The organism is Streptomyces sp. NPDC005266 (assembly GCF_040607655.1).
Lineage (GTDB): Bacteria > Actinomycetota > Actinomycetes > Streptomycetales > Streptomycetaceae > Streptomyces.
On record NZ_JBEXHC010000016.1, the window covers coordinates 24,176 to 40,876 of the forward strand.

Annotated in this window: 14 protein-coding genes; 11 read left to right on the forward strand and 3 right to left on the reverse strand. The window is 70.8% G+C overall.

What is annotated here, in order from left to right:
• Positions 1–1,019 precede the first annotated feature (1,019 nt).
• Both ABZU99_RS24750 and ABZU99_RS24755 read right to left on the reverse strand, forming a co-directional pair.
• Positions 1,020–2,114, reverse strand: a complete 1,095-nt coding sequence (locus ABZU99_RS24750; RefSeq protein WP_355945376.1) for a glycoside hydrolase family 6 protein — start codon at positions 2,112–2,114, stop codon at positions 1,020–1,022.
• A complete protein-coding gene (locus tag ABZU99_RS24755) occupies positions 2,114–3,223 on the reverse strand; it encodes a S8 family serine peptidase (protein WP_356047810.1) in 1,110 nt (369 codons plus the stop codon). The genes ABZU99_RS24750 and ABZU99_RS24755 overlap by 1 nt, the downstream gene beginning before the upstream one ends.
• Positions 3,224–3,564: 341 nt before the next feature.
• On the opposite strand from ABZU99_RS24755, the gene ABZU99_RS24760 reads away from it, so the two are divergent.
• From ABZU99_RS24760 to ABZU99_RS24810, 11 genes are all read left to right on the forward strand, one after another.
• On the forward strand, positions 3,565–4,065 hold the full coding sequence (locus ABZU99_RS24760; protein ID WP_355945371.1) for a GtrA family protein: 501 nt from the start codon (positions 3,565–3,567) through the stop codon (positions 4,063–4,065).
• The gene (locus tag ABZU99_RS24765; RefSeq protein ID WP_356047812.1) at positions 4,062–5,357 is read left to right on the forward strand and encodes a glycosyltransferase; all 1,296 of its coding nucleotides are present in this window, start codon (positions 4,062–4,064) and stop codon (positions 5,355–5,357) included. Before ABZU99_RS24760 ends, ABZU99_RS24765 begins: the two co-directional genes overlap by 4 nt.
• Positions 5,347–7,035, forward strand: a complete 1,689-nt coding sequence (locus ABZU99_RS24770; RefSeq protein WP_356047814.1) for a glycosyltransferase family 39 protein — start codon at positions 5,347–5,349, stop codon at positions 7,033–7,035. The genes ABZU99_RS24765 and ABZU99_RS24770 overlap by 11 nt, the downstream gene beginning before the upstream one ends.
• Positions 7,036–7,059: 24 nt before the next feature.
• Complete coding sequence (locus ABZU99_RS24775; protein ID WP_356047816.1) at positions 7,060–8,490, forward strand: hypothetical protein; 1,431 nt, start codon at positions 7,060–7,062, stop codon at positions 8,488–8,490.
• 165 nt (positions 8,491–8,655) lie between these two features.
• Positions 8,656–9,087 (forward strand): hypothetical protein, encoded by a 432-nt coding sequence (locus ABZU99_RS24780; RefSeq protein ID WP_355945359.1) that lies wholly within the window; start codon positions 8,656–8,658, stop codon positions 9,085–9,087.
• 2 nt (positions 9,088–9,089) lie between these two features.
• Positions 9,090–10,997 (forward strand): PAS domain S-box protein, encoded by a 1,908-nt coding sequence (locus tag ABZU99_RS24785; RefSeq protein ID WP_355945356.1) that lies wholly within the window; start codon positions 9,090–9,092, stop codon positions 10,995–10,997.
• Positions 10,994–11,671 (forward strand): response regulator transcription factor, encoded by a 678-nt coding sequence (locus ABZU99_RS24790; protein WP_355945353.1) that lies wholly within the window; start codon positions 10,994–10,996, stop codon positions 11,669–11,671. Before ABZU99_RS24785 ends, ABZU99_RS24790 begins: the two co-directional genes overlap by 4 nt.
• Before the next feature lie 256 nt (positions 11,672–11,927).
• Complete coding sequence (locus ABZU99_RS24795) at positions 11,928–12,581, forward strand: hypothetical protein (RefSeq protein WP_356047819.1); 654 nt, start codon at positions 11,928–11,930, stop codon at positions 12,579–12,581.
• A 43-nt stretch (positions 12,582–12,624) separates the two neighbouring features.
• On the forward strand, positions 12,625–13,314 hold the full coding sequence (locus tag ABZU99_RS24800; protein ID WP_355945347.1) for a response regulator transcription factor: 690 nt from the start codon (positions 12,625–12,627) through the stop codon (positions 13,312–13,314).
• Positions 13,302–14,915 carry a GAF domain-containing sensor histidine kinase gene (locus ABZU99_RS24805; RefSeq protein WP_356047821.1) on the forward strand — a complete coding sequence of 538 codons (1,614 nt, stop codon included), beginning with the start codon at positions 13,302–13,304 and terminating at the stop codon, positions 14,913–14,915. The genes ABZU99_RS24800 and ABZU99_RS24805 overlap by 13 nt, the downstream gene beginning before the upstream one ends.
• 174 nt (positions 14,916–15,089) lie before the next feature.
• Positions 15,090–16,037: a polyprenyl synthetase family protein gene (locus ABZU99_RS24810; protein ID WP_355945343.1), complete on the forward strand. Its 948-nt coding sequence runs from the start codon at positions 15,090–15,092 to the stop codon at positions 16,035–16,037.
• 417 nt (positions 16,038–16,454) lie between these two features.
• Here ABZU99_RS24810 and ABZU99_RS24815 read toward each other — a convergent pair whose 3' ends face one another.
• Entirely contained in the window at positions 16,455–16,625 is a 171-nt protein-coding gene (locus ABZU99_RS24815) for a hypothetical protein (RefSeq protein WP_355945340.1), read from the reverse strand.
• Between the last annotated feature and the right edge of the window lie 76 nt (positions 16,626–16,701).

Sequence of the window (16,701 nt, forward strand, 5' to 3'; positions counted from 1 at the left end):
TCCTTTCGCTTCACGACATTAGGGAGTGAACAAGCCCCGAATCGCCGTACGCATGATTGAAATCTGCGTACTTCAATTGCAGGAAAGGCGCGCACGCCAAATGGCCGAATCCCGCCTACTTCAATTGAGGTAGGAGAATTCGGCCGCTTTGTGCGTGTTATGTCTGATTTGGGAGGTGGGTGAGGGCGTGCGACAGCGCGGGAGAGCCCTGAAACAGGGGCACGGAGGGGCTCTGAGGGGGCGCGCCGGAGAAGCCCGGAGAGGGTGCACAGGCCCCCCGGAGAAGGGGCGCGAGGGGGCCCGGAGAAGGGGCGCGAGGAGGTCCGCGCCGGGGCTCAGCCGGCCGGATCAGGGCAGGCGGCAGCGCCGGAGAGGGCCCGGAGGAGCGCCGGAGGAGCGCCGGAGGAGCGCCGGAGGAGCGCCGGAGGAGCGCCGGAGAAGGGCCGGAGAAGGGCCGGAGAAGGGCCGGAGAGGGACCGGAGGAGCGCCGGAGGAGCGCCGGAGGAGCGCCGGAGAAGGGCCGGAGAAGGGCCGGAGAGGGACCGGAGGAGCGCCGGAGGAGCGCCGGAGAAGGGCCGGAGGAGCGCCGGAGAAGGGCCGGAGAGGGACCGGAGGGGCGCCGGAGGAGGGCCGGAGGAGCGCCGGAGGAGCGCCGGAGGGGCGCCGGAGGAGGGCCGGAGGAGCGCCGGAGGAGCGCCGGAGGGGCGCCGGAGGGGCGCCGGAGAAGGGCCGGAGGGCGCCGGAGAAGGGCCGGAGGACCGAGGGCAACGGAGGGCAACGGAGGGCACCGGAGGCGCCGGAGGAGTGCGGAGGAGTGCGGAGGAGTGCCGGGGGGCGGAGGGGCGCCGGAGGAGCGGAGGGGCGCCAAGTGCCGGAGGAGGGCCGAAGGGGGCCGGAGGGGGCCGGAGGGCACAAAAAAGGCTCGGCCGGTCCTCTCAGGACCGGCCGAGCCAGTGGGAGCGGGGCCGCTCAGCCCGTGAGCCGGGGGTCACGGGGCCGCTCAGCCCGTGAGCCGGGGGTCAGCCCGTGAGCCGGTACGCGTAGCGGGGGACGAAGACGCCCGCACCCGCCGCACAGCCGTCCGCCTGGCCCGGCTGCTTCACCCAGAGGAAGGCGTCGACTCCGGGGACCCCCGTGGCGGCGGTGGGGGGTCTGCCCAGCTTGCGTCCCGGCGGATCGCAGAAGCGGTGGTTACGCGTCGGACCGGCGCCGTTACGGCTGGTGTCGACCACGATCCCCAGCCCGGGGCGGCGCAGCTCCTTCAGGACGGTCAGGCCGTAGCGCACCTCGTCGCCGGTGGCGTTGAAGTTGGAGACATTGACCGCGATGCCGTCCCCGTAGCGGTCGATACCGGCGTGCCGCAGCCGCTCGGCCATGGTGCGCGCCGGCTGCCAGCCGGAGTTCCCGGCGTCGTAGTAGACCCGGGCCCGCGGGGCCCGCCGCTCCAGCACCCGGGCGGCGTAGGAGAGCGCCGCGAACCGCTCCGCGCGCTGCCGCCGCTTGAGACAGCCCAGGTGCGCGAGCGCGTCCGGTTCGAGGATCACGATGGCCCGTGCGTCGCCGACCCCGCGGGTGAAGGCGTCGATCCAGCGCCGGTACGCGGCCACGTCCCCTATACCGCCGGAGCTGAGCTGCTCGCAGTCGCGCAGCGGGATGGAGTACGCCACCAGGACCGGCCACCGCCGCTGGGCCGCGGCCGTGCCGACCAGGCCGCGGACCCGCTCCTCCACCAGGGACTCATTGGTCTCGGTGAACCAGGCGGCCTGCGGCTGGGCGGCTATGTGCTTGCGGATGGCCGCCGCCCGCCGGTCGCGCGAATGGTCGCGCACCCACTTCGCGGCCGGGTTGTGGGGGTCGGTGTAGAAGCGGGTGGTCGCGGGGAAGAACGGCTTGGACACGGGGAGTGACGGCCGGACAGCGGCGGGCGTCCGGGGCGCGGTCGTGAACAGCGACTGCATCGCGGTGGCGGCCATCACGGCCTCGGCCACCAGCACCATCATCAGCAGGTGGGCGACGCCCCGGCCCATCCACAGGGATCCGCGCCGGCGCACCGACGGGCGGGTCCGGCCGTCGGTGCGGCCGCGCAGCCTGGCGATCATCGCGATGGCCCGCATCAGCCGTTGTGGGAGTTGCCGGGGGGCCTGCGGCGGCTGATGAGCACGACGGCGAGGACCGCGAGCACCACCAGGACTCCCGCCACCACTCCTATCGTGACCAGGGCGGACTCATCCCCCTCGGTTTTCGAGGCGGCGGCCGGCTTGGCGGCCGGATGGCTGCGGGGGGCGGAGGGCTCGGCGGAGGCGGGGGGCGCGGCCCGGTCCGCCAGCGCCTGGGCCGGGGCGATGACCCCATACCCATAGCGGGGGTCATGGCCCGCGGAGCCCTTGCGGTCGGCCGTGTCGATCAGCTTCTGGATGACCTGGTTGGCGTTCCAGCGGGGGTGCTCCGAGCGCAGCAGCGCGGCTCCGGCCGCGACCCAGGGCGCGGCGAAGGCGGTGCCGTCGCCGGTCCAGTAGGTGTTGTTGCCGGAGGTGGTGAGGATGGAGACGCCGGGCGCGGCCAGGATGATCTTCCCGCCGTGGTGCGACGAGGTCCACACGGCGCCCTTCTTGTCGGTGGCCACGACGGCGACCACCCCGGGGAGGGACGCCGGGTAGGTGGGCCGGTTGCCGTCCTTGCCGTTGTCGCCCGCGCCGGCCACCACCACGGCGTCCTGGCTGACGGCGTACTTCACCGCCGCCTTGAGGGCGGGGGTGGGGCGTTTGAAGGAGACGGCGACATCGATGATGTGCGCGCCGTTGCTCGCTGCATGGCGGATGGCCCTGGCGGTGGCGTCGGCCAGGGGGCGTCCGTCGCGGCAGACGCCGAGCGGCATCACCCGGGCCTCGGGCGCGAGCCCGAATACCCCGTCGCCGCGGTAATTGCGCCCGGTGCCGACGATGATCCCGGCGGCATGGGTGGCCTGCTCGGCCGCGCGGCCGTCGTCACGGGTTCCGGCGCCGCTCGCGCTGCCCGCGAAATCCTTTCCGGGGACGATCCGCCCGCGCAGATCCGGATGGCGGGCCTCGACCCCGCTGCCGACGACCGCCACGGTCACTCCGGCACCCTTGCTGAATGTCCAGGCGCGCTCCGCCTTGAGCGCGGTCAGCGCCCATTCGGATTCATGCAGCCCACCGGAATCGGATTCACTTGCCGCGGCCGGCGTGGCCAGTGCGAGCGTCATCGCTGCGATGACTGCTCCGGCCCGGCCGGCGCATGGATGGCGTGACATCACGTGACCTGACATTACGTCACCTACTCTCGTCGCACGGGACGCAAGGCCGTCGGGCCCATTTCATCTTGGCGATCCCCCTCAGGTAATGACACCCGCGAAAGAGGGAGCCGCCGGTCCCTTCTTTGGGGGACCGGCGGCCCGCCCGGGATCCGGCTCCCCCCAATACGGGGGAGAAGAGGGGTCCACCGAAGGTGTACTCACCGCTCCCCCGAGCGCGGGTACTACCTCCAATTCGGGTGACGCACTCTTGGACGCAACGGCCGAAAGAGCCTCCTGTCGAGGGAGTCGCGATGCAGCGTTTCCGAACGTTCAGCGAGAGCACCGGTGAGCCGGACGAAGAGGTGGAGAACGCCTCCCGGAGGCGGACCGGAATGTTCTCGCGAGCCCTCCCGATGCGGAATCCGATGGCTGGCCTCCCTGGCCTGGCACTGCGCTTCGCGGTGGTCGGCGGGGGCGGTGTGCTGGTGAACACCGTGGCCCTCTACGCGCTCTATCACTGGGCCGGACTGCCGCTTCTGGTGGCGTCGTCGATCGCGGTGGAGCTCGCCGTGTTCCACAACTATCTGCTGAACGACCGGTGGACTTTCGCGGCGCGTACCCCGTCCACCCGGCGGTTCGTCAAATTCAACGTATCCGTACTGGGCGGACTCGCGGTCAACGTACTCATCGTCTGGTCGCTGGTCCGCGCCGAAGTGCATCTGCTGCTGGCGAATTGGATCGGCATAGCAGCCGCCTTCGCGGTGAACTTCGCCACCAGTACGGGCTGGGTCTGGGGGAGGCGAAGCCGATGATTGTCGCGTTCATCTACCTGGTGCTGGTGGTGGTCTCGATCCTGCTCACCGTCCAGTCGGCACACGTCCTCTATCTCATGCTCTACACCTGGGACCGGGCGGATGCCGAGCGGAAGTCCAGGGCGCCGGATGAATTCCTGCCGCCGCGGCTCTCCTTCAGTGTCCTGCTGCCCGCCCGGCATGAGGAAGACGTCATCCAGAACACCATCGAACGAGTGGTGCGGGCCGACTATCCGCCCGAATTGCTGGAGGTCTTCGTGATCTGCTCACAGGACGACGACGGCACGATCAAAAAGGCCGAGGAGAAGATCGACGAGCTGAAGCGGGAAGGCCTTCACAATGTGCGGGTCGTGGTCTTCGACGACAAGCCGATCAACAAGCCGCACGGGCTCAACACCGCCCTCCCGCACACCGCCAACAAGGTCGTGACGATCTTCGACGCGGAGGACGACATCCACCCGGAGATCTTCCGCCTGGTCAACACCGTGATGGTGCAGGAGCGGGTCAAGGTGGTCCAGGCCGGCGTCCAGTTGATGAACTACGAGTCCAACTGGTACTCGACGCTGAACGTCCTGGAGTACTTCTTCTGGTTCAAGAGCCGGCTGCACTACCACGCCCATTCCGGCTCCATACCGCTCGGCGGCAACACCGTCTTCTTCGCCCGTGAGCTGCTGCTGCGCCTCGGCGGCTGGGACGACCGCAATCTCACCGAGGACGCCGACATGGGCCTGCGGATATCGGCCATGGGCGAGCGGGTGCGCGTGGTCTATGACGACCGGTATGTGACCAAGGAGGAGACCCCGCCGACCCTCGGCCACTTCATCCGGCAGCGCACCCGCTGGAGCCAGGGCTTTATGCAGACCCTGAAGAAGGGCACCTGGAAGAAGATGCCGACGCGCAAGCAGCGCTGGCTCGCCTTCTACGTCCTGGCCTTCCCCCGCGGACAGGCGCTCCTCGGCCTGTATCTGCCGATCTCGCTGGGCATGATCCTCATCCTCAAGGTGCCGGTGCTGATCGCGCTCTGTTCGTATCTGCCGGTCCTTCTGCTGGCCGCGCACTTCCTGGTCCAGGTGGTCGGCCTGTACGAGTTCACCGGCGCGCACGGGCTCGAGGCCTCGCCGAGGACCGTCGTCCGGATGGCCATCGCCTGGTTCCCGTTCCAACTGGTCCTGGCCTACGCGGCGCTGCGGGCCATGCGGCGCCAGATGCTCGGCCGCCACGACTGGGAGAAGACACAGCATGTGGGCGCCCACCGGGCCCCGACCGAGGAGGCGGAGTCGCGTGTCGGATAACACCAAATCCTCGCGGCCGGTCACGGTCGACGAAGCCCCCGCGCGCCCCGCGCGGCGGCGCCGCCCGCGGTTCTCCGTGGAGCGCGGTGTGTTCCCCCCGCTGGGGAACAAGGGGAAGGCCGCCCTGGTCGTCTCCGTGCTCACCGGCCTGCTCACGCACGGCTACCACCTCTTCCGCTACCCGCTCTACCTCACCGACGAGGGCATCTACATGCAGCGGGCGTGGTCGCTGGTGCGGGAGACCCGGCTGTCCCCCTACACCTATGACTACGACCACGCCCCGGTGGGGTGGATCACGCTGGCCGGCTGGGTCTTCCCGCTGCCCGACCAGTTCGAGACCTTCGGGAACGCGATCAACACCGGCCGGTTTCTGATGCTGCTGGTGCACATCGGGAGCGTCTATCTGCTGTTCGAGATCACCCGCAAGCTGTCGGGCAGTGTGCTGGCCGCCACCATCGCCGCGTTCTTCTTCAATGTCTCGCCCATCGCGGTCTACTTCCAGCGGCAGGTCCTGCTGGACAACCTGATGATCTTCTGGCTGCTGCTGAGCCTGTTCGTGCTGCTCCGCCGGGCGATCACGATCAGATCGGTGATCGGAGGCGGAGCGGCCCTGGGCATCGCCCTGATCACCAAGGAGAACGCGCTCTTCTTCCTGCCGAGCTTCATGTATCTGCTCTACCGGAGGATCAAGGGGTCGCCCAGCCTGCGGTTCACCCGCGCCCTGTGGCCGTTCGCCGCGGCGGCCCCGATCGGCGCCTATGTGACGTACGCACTGCTCAAGAACGAGCTGCTGCCGAGCGGTTTCGACTTCGACCTGGCCAATCCGCCCGCGGACCACGTCTCGCTTCTCTACACCATGTGGTGGCAGCTCAACCGCAACCAGGGCACGCTGTTCAGCCCCAGCGGGCTGCTGCAGACCAGCTGGCTGGTCCGGGACAGCTTTCTGCTGATCGTCGGGTTGTGCGCGATGGTCATCAGCCTGTGGCTGGGGACACGGGACCGGAAGCGCAATCTGGGGTTTTTGATCGCCGGGACCCTGGCCTTCGGATACGCCTTCTATCTGGTGCGCGGCAGCGTGGTGCTGGACTTCTACGTCACCCCGCTGATCCCGATGTTCGCGATCAATATCGGCATGGTCGCGGACCGGCTGCTGAAGGCCTCGTTCAGAAGTCGTTTCATGCGTCGGGCCCATTCCATGACCCGGGTCGCACTGCCCTCCCTGATAGCCGCCGTACTCCTGGTGTCACCGGCCTCCGGATATCTCGTGCACACCAACACCGAGGGGCGTACGCAGATCGCTGACCAGTATCAGTCCCGCATCAATCTCACCGGGATGCAGCATGCCCAGATCGCCTGGGTGCGCAAGCACGTACCGCCCAATTCAAGAGTCATCATGGACGACGACCTATGGGGCGAATTGCACGATGTACGCCCGTTCTATCCATACGCGCATTCCCACTGGAACGCCGCCTCCGACCCGGACCTACGGGACAAGCTGTTCAAAAAGCGATGGCAGAACATCGACTACATCATCATGTCGAACAAGATGCGCAAGTCCATCGCTTCGAACAATGCGGACGGCCGGGAGAACTGGATTCTGCAGGCGCTGCGGAATTCGGACCGAGTCTGGTCCCGGACCCAGGGCAATATCAAGCTCGAAATCTACCGTGTGCAATAGCCATGGGAAGAGGAGGTGAAGGCCATGCCTGAGTACGACGACGACTGGGAGGACATTCCGGAGGACAGGGATGTTCCCGAGAACGAGGAGAGCCCCGCCCCCGGCGGCAAGAAGAAGCTCTCCTGGAAGACGATCCTGCTGGCTCTCGTGGTCTTCGCGATCGTCGGATCGCTCGTCCAGGTGATCGCGCGCGGCGGCTTCGGAGGTGCCCTCAACACCACCGGCAACGGAGGCGGCGGTGCCCCGAAGAAGGGCCATGCCCAGGAGCAGGAGGTACGGCCGCCCAAGCAGCCCAAGACCATCAAGCTGGGCAACCAGCGGGTCCCGCAGGCGTCCGGCCCGATCATCGTGATCAACCCGGGCCTGGTGACCCCCGGCGGCAGCGCCGCCGTCGAGGGCGGTGGCTTCGACAAGAAGGTCACGGTGGACATCCTGCTGAAGGCCCGGAAGTCGGACACCAAGGGCCGCGCCATCGGCAGCGTCCGGTCGGACCGCTACGGCTCGATCTACGCCCGGTTCCGCATGCCGGAATCCGCGAGCAACCGGCCCGCCACCCTGGTCGCTCAGCAGCGCGGCTCCACCAAGACCGCCGAGGCCCAGGTGGTCACCGGCGGCGCGGTCGGCACCGCGAAGATCAACAAGATGGTGGGCCGGCCGGGCGACGTCGTCTCGGTCAGCGCGCACGGCTTCCGCCCCGGAGAGGCGATCGATGTGTTCTGGGGACGGGTCAGCGGCACCCCCGTCACCACGCTGCACACCGACAGCAGCGGCGGGGTCGGCCGTGCGGACATCAAGGTCGGGGTGGCTCCGACGGGCTCCAGCACCCTGGTCCTGGTGGGCAAGCGCAGCAAGACCACGGCCACCGCGCCCTTCCAGATGCTGGCCATGTACCCCTCGATGAAGTCCAAGCCGTACGCCCTCAAGGCAGGCCAGCGGATCACGCTGTCCGCCAACAAGTTCGCGCCGGGCGAGCGGGTCCTGGTCTACATCAACTCCACCGGCGGCCTGCCGGCCTTCACCGCCCAGGCGAACGGCATGGGGCAGATCCGCGATGTGGCGTTCAACGTGCCGTTCGGCCTCAAGGGGCGGCAGACGCTGATGGCGATCGGTGACCAGAGCCGGGCCGTGGTCCGCTCGGGCTTCACCGTGCTGCCGTACGCCCCGTCCGCCGAGCCCAGCGCCTTCGGCGGCAGGGCCGGCACCACGCTCAGCTTCTACTGCGCCGGCTTCGCCCCCGGGGAGACGGTGACCGCCTACGCCGGATCCGGCTCCAACGGGCAGCGGAAGATCGGCACCTTCCAGGTGGACAGCCGGGGCAAGGCGGCGGCCGTGGGGTCGTACAAGATCACGCCGGCGGATGAGAACGGAGTGTCCTTCCAGCTCATCGGCCAGAAGAGCGGTGGCGTGGCCAAGGCGAGCATCAATATGTCCTCCGGCCGTGGCCAAGGGGATTAGGGACGGACATGACACCCGAGCGAGAACGTGGGCCGGTCGTCCGCCGCGGGGCAGCGGGGGAGGCGGCGGGTGAAGTGGCCCACGTCAGCGGCCGCCCGGCGGCCGCGGGCGGCTCATCGGGGGGCCGGGTGTTCCATAGATGTACCATGCGTCCTGGAGTGTCCTATGAGTGTTATTTTCGGCCCTAACTCCCGCAGAGTCCTGCAATTCCTGACCCATATCGAGGATCTCTCCCCGGAGGAAATCGACCGGGTGGCCGATCTGTGGAAGCAGACCTCCAGCCAGACCCGCGCCGAGGGATGGGCAGAGGTCCACCGCACCACGACGGACGAGGAGCGGTACCGGATCCTGGTCGCCGCCGCGGTGGCGCGCCGGGCCGCCCTGGACGCCGCGCAGTATCACCGCAGACGGGACTGGGCCTTCTGGGCCGCGGTGTGGGACGCCGCGGCAGCCGTCGCCGTGTGCGACCGCATAGGAAGTCACTACAACGTGCTGATCGCGCCCATGGCCGCGGTCATGCCGTCGCTGGCGCACTGCCGGCGCGATGAACTCAGCATCCGCGAGCTGCAGGGTGCCGTCCTCAAGGGAGGTGGGTAGCGATGGGCGACAACCGCATCGACGTCGTGGTGGCCGATGACGATCCGGCCGTCCGGGAAGCCCTCGCGGACCTCATCGACTCCCACCCCGACCTGGAACTCGTGGGCCTTGCCGTCGACCACGAACAGGCCGTGCGCGCGGCGGTCGAGCACCGCCCCCAGGTGGTCATCATGGATGTGCACATGCCAAAGGGCGACGCCCCCAGCAGCGTCCGGGCCATCCGCGACCAGGTCCCCGAGGCGCGGGTGGTGGCGCTCTCCGCCCACGGCGACCGCGAGACCGTGCTGAACATGCTCGCGGTCGGAGCCACCGGCTATCTGGTCAAGGGCACACCCGCCGAGGAGATCCTCGAGGCGATCACCCGGGCCGCCCGCGATCAGTTCTCCATGTCCTCGGAGCTCCTCGCCGACTGCGCCGAGCCGCTGCGCCGCGCCGACCGCGCCTCCTGGCGGTTCGAGGACCTGGTCGGCAGCCGGCTGGAGGAGTCGTACCTGGAACTGCTCGGCCACGCGCCGTGCGGGGTCCTGGTCGTCGGCTCACGCGGCCGGATCGAGTTCGCGAACGCACACATACGGCACATGTTCGGCTACAGCTCGGCCGAGCTGCGCGACAAGCGGCTGCGGGACCTGGTCCCCGAGCACTATCGCACCGCCTCCGAGCAGCTGATCGGCCGGGTGTTCACCGCGCCCTCCGCGATGAGTGGCCGCCGCCGGGACGGCACCGAGTTCCCCGCCCAGTTCAGCGGCGGCCATCTGCAGGGCAGGCGTCCCCGGTGCGTGGTCTTCGTCTCCGACCTGAGCCAGCTCCGGGCCGCCGAAAGCCGCTTCCGGCAGCTCATCGAGTCCTCCCCGGACGCGATGATGATCGTGGACGCCGACGGCCGGATCCAGGCCGCCAACAACCGCACCGAGGCGCTCTTCGGCTACGACCGCGACCATCTCATCGGCCGGGCCGTCGAGGCGCTCCTGCCCGACCAGCCGCTCACCGTCTCGCTGCGCGAATGGGACGACTCCGTGGAGGAGCCCGTCGGCCACAGCATCGAGCTGGTCGGCCGGCGCAGCGACGCCAAGCAGTTCCCGGCCGACGTCAGCATCAGCCCGCTGCGCACCGAGGAGGGCCTGCTCACCGTCCTGACCATCCGGGACATCACCGAGGTGCAGCGCGCCCAGTTCGTGCTGGAGCGCAGCCTGGAGCTGCTGGAGGTCACCGACCGCGACCGCCAGGCGCTGCTCAGCCATCTCGTCCACGCCCAGGAGGCCGAGCGCGGCCGGATCGCCGCCGACATCCACGACGACACCATCCAGGTGATCACCGCGGCCAGCCTCCGCCTCCAGCAGCTGCGCCGGCGGCTGCGGGACCCGGAGGAGCAGCGGGTGATGGACAAGCTGGACGAGACGCTGAAGCTGTCGCTGAGCCGGCTGCGTCAGCTGATCTTCGACCTTCGGCCGTCCAGCCTGGAGCACGGCTGTCTGGCCGGGGCGCTGCGCGGGCTGCTGGAGCAGATACGCACCGAGACCGGCATCACCTACCGGCTGGAGGACCGGCTCTCCGTCAAGCCCCCGCCCGAGACCATGGCGCTGATCTACCGCACCGCCCAGGAGGCCCTGATGAACGTGCGCAAGCACGCGCGGGCCAAGACCGTCCATGTGCAGCTGCTCGGGCTCGACGACGGCTGTCTGGTACGGATTGTCGACGACGGCGAGGGCTACAACCCCCTGGAGGTCGAGTCCCGCCCCGGCCATCTCGGGCTCTCCCTGATCCAGGAGCGGGCCCAGATAGCCGGCGGCTGGTGCCGTATCGAAAGCGAACCGGGCTCGGGCACCACCGTGGAGTTCTGGGTGCCGCTGGGTGAGGCCCCGGCCCCGTCCCTCGGCCCCGTCGGCTCCCCCGGAGGGGACGCCCAGCCGTGACCGCACCACCGGGTCTGACCAAGGTGCTGATCGTCGAGGACCACCGGGTGGTGGCCGAGGGGCTCTGGGCGCTGCTGGCCGAGTACCAGGACCTCACGGTGGTCGGCTGGGCCGACTCGGTCTCCGAGGCCGTGCCCATGGCCAAGGAGATGAAGCCCGATGTGGCCCTGGTCGACTTCCGGCTGCCCGACGGCACCGGGGCGGACGCGGCGGCCGGCATCCGGGCCCATGACCCCTCCACCGCCATCGTGATCCTCAGTGCCGACGCCAGTGACTCGGCGCTGCTGGCCGCGGTGGAAGCGGGCGCCTGCGGCTATCTGCTGAAGTCGGCGAGCGGCGATGAGATCGCCTCGGCCATCCGCTCGGCCGCCGAGGGCGAGACCCTCATCCCGGCCAGCACCCTGGTCGAGGTGCTGGCCCGGCACCGCGAGTCCACCCGGTCGTCCGCCGAGCAGACCGAGCGTCTGGAGAGCCTGACCCCGCGCGAACAGGAGATCCTCACCCTGATGAGCCAGGGCCTGGACAACCGGGCGATCGCGGAGCACCTGAGCATCAGCTACGCCACCGTGCGCACCCATGTGCGCAAGATCCTGGAGAAGCTGGAGGCGCGCTCCCAGCTGGAGGCGGTCGCCAAGGCCGCCGAATTCGGCTTCAAGCCCGCGGAACCGGACTGACCGACCGCGGGCGCGCCCCCTGGAGCCCGCCGAGCCGGGGGCGCTCCGCCACATGGGCGCGGGCGGATGGGGCCCGACGGATGGGCCCCCGACCGCGGGCGCGCCCCCTGGAGCCCGCCGGGCCCGGGGGCGCTCCGCCACATGGGCCCGGGCGGATGGGGCCCGACGGATGGGCCCGGACGGTTGGGGGACCCGAGGGGTGACAAAGTCCCCCGTCCGATGGAATTCCGGGCACACCGGGACGGGTTCCCTCCCCATGCGAGTCCCCGGACGGATCCGATGCCCGCACAGCCGCGGGCACACGATCGTCTTCCTGACGGCCGCCGCCTGTTACGCGGCGGTCCTCGTGGCCGTCCTCACCGGCTCGGAGCTCGTCCGGCTCGACTGGCATGTGGGCATGCTCAAGCCGTACAAGCAGTGGCCGCAGGCCCAGACCGCCTTCGACGTCTTCGGCATCGCGGGTCAGCGCGGCCCCACCGCGGTCGCGGCCCTGGCATGGCTGTCCTGGCGCGGCCGGCGGACCCGGGACCCGCGCCCACCGCTCGCCCTGGGCATCGCGCTGCCGGTCCTCAACGGGAGCGTCGGCGCCGTGAAGATCCTCACCGGCAGGCTGGGCCCGCACGCCGCCCAGACCCCCGGCTCCGCCGAGCTCTTCCGCGGCGGAGACGTCCTCCCCTCCGGTCACACCGCCAACGCCGTCGTCATCCGGGGCGCCCTCGCCCATCTCGCCGGACGCCACCGTCGGGGCGGGCGCCGTGATCACCTGCGGGATGGCCTTCGGCATCGGTCTGACCACCGTCCATCCGGGCACCCACTGGGTCAGCGATGTGCCGGCCGGGTGGGTGGCGGGGCTCCTCGTCCTGCTGGCCCTTCCCCTCGTCGAACCGCTGACCGCGACCGTCTCTTCTAACCGCTGACCCCGACCGTCTCGATTCCTGGGCAGGTGAGCCAACGTGGCGCTTCGAGTTCTGATCGCAGACGACCATGCCGTGGTCCGGCAGGGCCTGCGCATGATCCTGGGGCTCGACAACGACATCAAGGTGGTCGGCGAGACGACCAACGGCCGCGAGGCCGTCCGGCTGGCCAGGGAGCTGTGCCCCGACGTCGTCCTGATGGACCTGCTGATGCCCGTGATGGACGGGGTGTCGGCCACGGCGGAGATCCGCCAGGACCTTCCGGAGGTCGAGGTGGTGGCACTGACCAGCTCCCTCGACGACGCCATGGTCATGGGCGCGGTCCGCGCGGGAGCCATCGGCTTCCTGCTGAAGAACGCCGAGGCCGACGACCTGAGGAACGCGGTCAAGGCCGCGGCCGCCGGCCAGATCCATGTCTCCCCCGCCGCGATCTCCCGGCTGATGGGCCAGGTCAGGGAGCCGAGCGGGCCGGAACAGCTGACCGAGCGGGAGACCGAGGTCCTGACCATGCTCGCGCGCGGCAAGGCCAATAAGGAGATCGCGCACGATCTGCGGATCGGACAGCAGACGGTGAAGACGTATGTGAGCCACATCCTGACCAAGCTCGGGGTGCACAGCCGCACCCAGGCCGCGGTGTACGCGGTGCAGTCGGGCCTGGTCCCGGCCGGTGAGCTCACCCCTCCCGAAGCCCTGGAGACGACGACGAGGGAGCAGTGGTGGTCGGCGTGATCGGTATGCGGTGGATCCGGACCGGACGGAGGCGGCGCGCCGCGGCGCTCGCCGAGGTCACCGAGCACATCCTGGCGGGCGAGACCGCGGACGCGACGCTACGGCTGATCGCCCGCCGGCTACGCGAGGTGCTGGGCGCCGATATGGCACGGGTCATGGTGCTGGAGCCGGGCGACGTCCTGACGGAACGCGCGGCCGACGGCGCCCCGGCGGCCGCCCCGCGCGGGCTGCTGACCCCCGGTGGCTCCGCCCCCGCCCGCCAGGCGATCCGGGCCGGCCGGCCGACGGTCTCCGGCGGCGAGCGGAGGCCGCCCCGGTACCGGCGCGAGCCGCACGACGCGGCCCTGGCCTCGGTGCTCGACGCGCCGCTGCTGGTGCGCGGGCAGCCGGTGGGCGTGATCGAGGTGGTCAACCACAGTGGCGGGCGCCGGCTCACCCGCGCTGATGTGACGACGGTCGGCCGCTTCGCGTCCCCCGCCGGTCACGCGGTCGCCCGGATCCGGCACCGGGAGCATCTGCGCCGGCTCGCCGCAGCCGCCGCCGGCCAGGGCTCCGTACGGCACACGCTGGACTCTCTGGCCGCGGCCGCGGTGGCCCGTACCGGCGCGGCCGGCTGCACCGTCTATCTGCTGGAGCCCGGCCCCGGCGCGGTGCTGCGGTTGGCGGGCGGCGGCCACGGCCACACCCCGCCGTCCCGGAAACCGGCGCTGGAGGCCATAGCCGGATCCACTCCGGTGATCCACGCCGGCGGCGCCCTGTGCCGCGTGGGCGACGACGGCCCGGCGCGGGGCGCGGTCGCCGCCTGGCCGCTGCTGCGCGCGACCACCGCGATCGGCGCGATGTGCTGCCACTTCCCGGCGGGGTGCGACCCCGGCGAGGCCGATATGACCGTCCTCGAAGTGATCGCCGGGCACGCCGCCTGCGCGGTGGAGCACGACCGGCTGCGGGCGGCCACCCAGGAGAAGGCCGTCCAGGAGGAGCGGCAGCGGATCTCCCGCGAGCTGCACGACTCGGTCTCCCAGGCGCTCTACGGCATCGCGCTCGGCGCCCGTACAGCTCGTGAGCTGCTGGAACGCGATCTCGCCGAGCCGACCGGGCTGGCCGAGCTCGCCCAGCTCGCCGAGCCGATCGAGTACATACGGCGGCTCGCCGACGTCGCGATCACCGAGACCCGGACCCTGCTGTGCCGGTTGCGGCCCGAGTCGCTGGAGACCGAGGGCCTGGTCGCCGCGCTCACCCAGCACGTCGAGGCGCTCCGGGACCGGTACGGGATCGCGACCGAGGCCAAGCTCGGGCCCGAACCGGAGACGACCCCGGAGGCCAAGCACGCCCTCTTCCGGATCGCGCAGGAGTCGCTGCACAACATCGCCAAGCATGCGCGGGCCCGCAACGTCCAGCTCCATCTGCTCAGCGGCCCCGGCACCGTCACCTTGACGGTCGCCGACGACGGCGTCGGCTTCGACTGCCAGGGCTCCTTCCCCGGCCATCTGGGGCTGCTCTCCATGCGGGAGCGGGCCCGGGAGGTGGGCGGCGAGCTGAAGGTGGACAGCCGCCCGGGGCAGGGCAGCCGCATCCGGGCGACGGTACCCACCGGCCCATGAGCAGGGCAGCCGCATCCGGGTCACGGTACCCACCGGCCCATGAACAGGACTCGCCCGCATCCCGGCGACGGTACCCACCGGCCCATGAGCAGGACTCGGCCGCATGGCCTGACCACGCCTCTTGACGATTGCCTTGACCACGCTTTTTGACCGGCATATGAGACATTTGCCTCCATGCAGCCGACCGTGCGGGACCGGGCGCTGGCGGACGGCCTCAGGGCCGGACAAGCGGCGGTCGAAAAGGGCCTGTTGGAAGCCACAAAGAGCGACGTTCCGTTCATCACGGAGGCCGCGCGGGAGTTGATGCGCACGACCGGATGGCGGCTCCGGCCGCTGCTGGTGTTGCTGGCCGCCCGGTTCGGCGATCCCCTGGCGCCGGGGGTGGTGCCCGCGGCCGTCGTCGTCGAGCTGACCCATCTGGCGACGCACTATCACGACGAAGTGGCCGACGAGACGGACGCACGGCGCCGCCGTACCCCCGGCACGGGCGTCAACTGGGACAACTCCGTCGCGGTGCTCACCGGCGACTTCCTCTTCGCACGGGCCTCACACATCCTGGCCGACCTCGGGCCCGAGGCCGTACGGATCCAGGCCGACGCGTTCAAACGGCTGGTCACCGGCCAGATCCTGGAGGCGACCGGCCCGGCCGAGGGCCGTGACCCCGTCGAGCACCACCTCGAAGTCCTGGCCAGCCGCACCGGCTCACTGACCGCCGTCTCCGGCCGACTCGGCGCGATGACCTCCGGCGCGGACGAGAACATCGCCGACGCCCTCGCCCGGTGCGGCGAACGGCTGGGCGTCGCCGGCCATCTCGCCGACGAGCTGGAGACGGTCGCGGCGCGCCGCCCGACGCTGCCCGTCCTTCTGCTGCGGCGGGGGAAGCCGGCGGACCGCGAGCTGTACCACCAGCTCACCGCGGGCTCCGCCGGTCAGGCCCAGTACGCGGAGGCGGTGGCGCGGCTGCGCGCCCACCCGGCCCTGGAACAGGCCCGCCAGGAGACCGCCCGCCAGGCCGCCGCCGCACGCGCGGCCCTGTCCCCGCTGCCCGACCGCCACGCCAGGGCGGCCCTGGCATCCCTGTGCGAGGCGGTGACCCAGCGCGCCCTCGCTCACGACCGCTGATCGCCCCGCGGCAACGCCTCCCCGAAGCGGCGCAGCCGCGACAGCGCATCGGGGTCCAACGTCTCCCGGCGCCGCACCAGCGCCCGCCCAATTCCTCCAGCGCCCCCGGCCTCACAACGGCAGCCACCGGACGCGGCAGGACGTTCCCTTCGTCGCCTCACAGCGAGGGAACCCCCGCCCACCGTGACCGCCACCGTGAGCGGCGGGCGCCACGCGGCCGCATCGGCTGACCCGCCCCGCGGCACCCGCGACCGGGAGGCTGCGGGCGCCACACGCCCGCATCGGCTGACCCGCCCCGCGGCACCCGCGACCGGGGAGGCGGCTCACCTCGCGTCGCGCGCCGAGGCGCCGAGGGTCCCGGCAAGCGTTCAAGGGATGCCGGGGCCTACGCGGTGCGGCCCGAAGGGACCCGCGCCGTCACCGGAGACGGCCCCTCCGGGTCCGCCGCGCCCAGCGCACGACGCCGAAGACGACATCGGCCACGAACAGCACCACGGCGATGACCAGCAGATAGCCGAGCCCGTGCACCACCGTGCCGATGATGCCGAGCGCGATGGCCACGATCACAAGGAACAGGAAGAGAGCCATGGCCCCGGGTCTCCTTTCCTCAGCTCCTCAGCGGCGTACGGGGGTCTCAGCGACGGGGGTCTCAGCGGCGGGGGTC

Coding starts and splice junctions, on each gene's coding strand:
- ABZU99_RS24765 (WP_356047812.1), top strand. CDS start 4,062: ATGATTGTCGCGTTCATCTACCTGGTGCTGGTGGTGGTCTCGATCCTG.
- ABZU99_RS24810 (WP_355945343.1), top strand. CDS start 15,090: ATGCAGCCGACCGTGCGGGACCGGGCGCTGGCGGACGGCCTCAGGGCC.
- ABZU99_RS24815 (WP_355945340.1), bottom strand. CDS start 16,625: ATGGCTCTCTTCCTGTTCCTTGTGATCGTGGCCATCGCGCTCGGCATC.
- ABZU99_RS24775 (WP_356047816.1), top strand. CDS start 7,060: ATGCCTGAGTACGACGACGACTGGGAGGACATTCCGGAGGACAGGGAT.
- ABZU99_RS24750 (WP_355945376.1), bottom strand. CDS start 2,114: ATGCGGGCCATCGCGATGATCGCCAGGCTGCGCGGCCGCACCGACGGC.
- ABZU99_RS24755 (WP_356047810.1), bottom strand. CDS start 3,223: ATGACGCTCGCACTGGCCACGCCGGCCGCGGCAAGTGAATCCGATTCC.
- ABZU99_RS24785 (WP_355945356.1), top strand. CDS start 9,090: ATGGGCGACAACCGCATCGACGTCGTGGTGGCCGATGACGATCCGGCC.
- ABZU99_RS24780 (WP_355945359.1), top strand. CDS start 8,656: ATGAGTGTTATTTTCGGCCCTAACTCCCGCAGAGTCCTGCAATTCCTG.
- ABZU99_RS24795 (WP_356047819.1), top strand. CDS start 11,928: ATGCGAGTCCCCGGACGGATCCGATGCCCGCACAGCCGCGGGCACACG.
- ABZU99_RS24760 (WP_355945371.1), top strand. CDS start 3,565: ATGCAGCGTTTCCGAACGTTCAGCGAGAGCACCGGTGAGCCGGACGAA.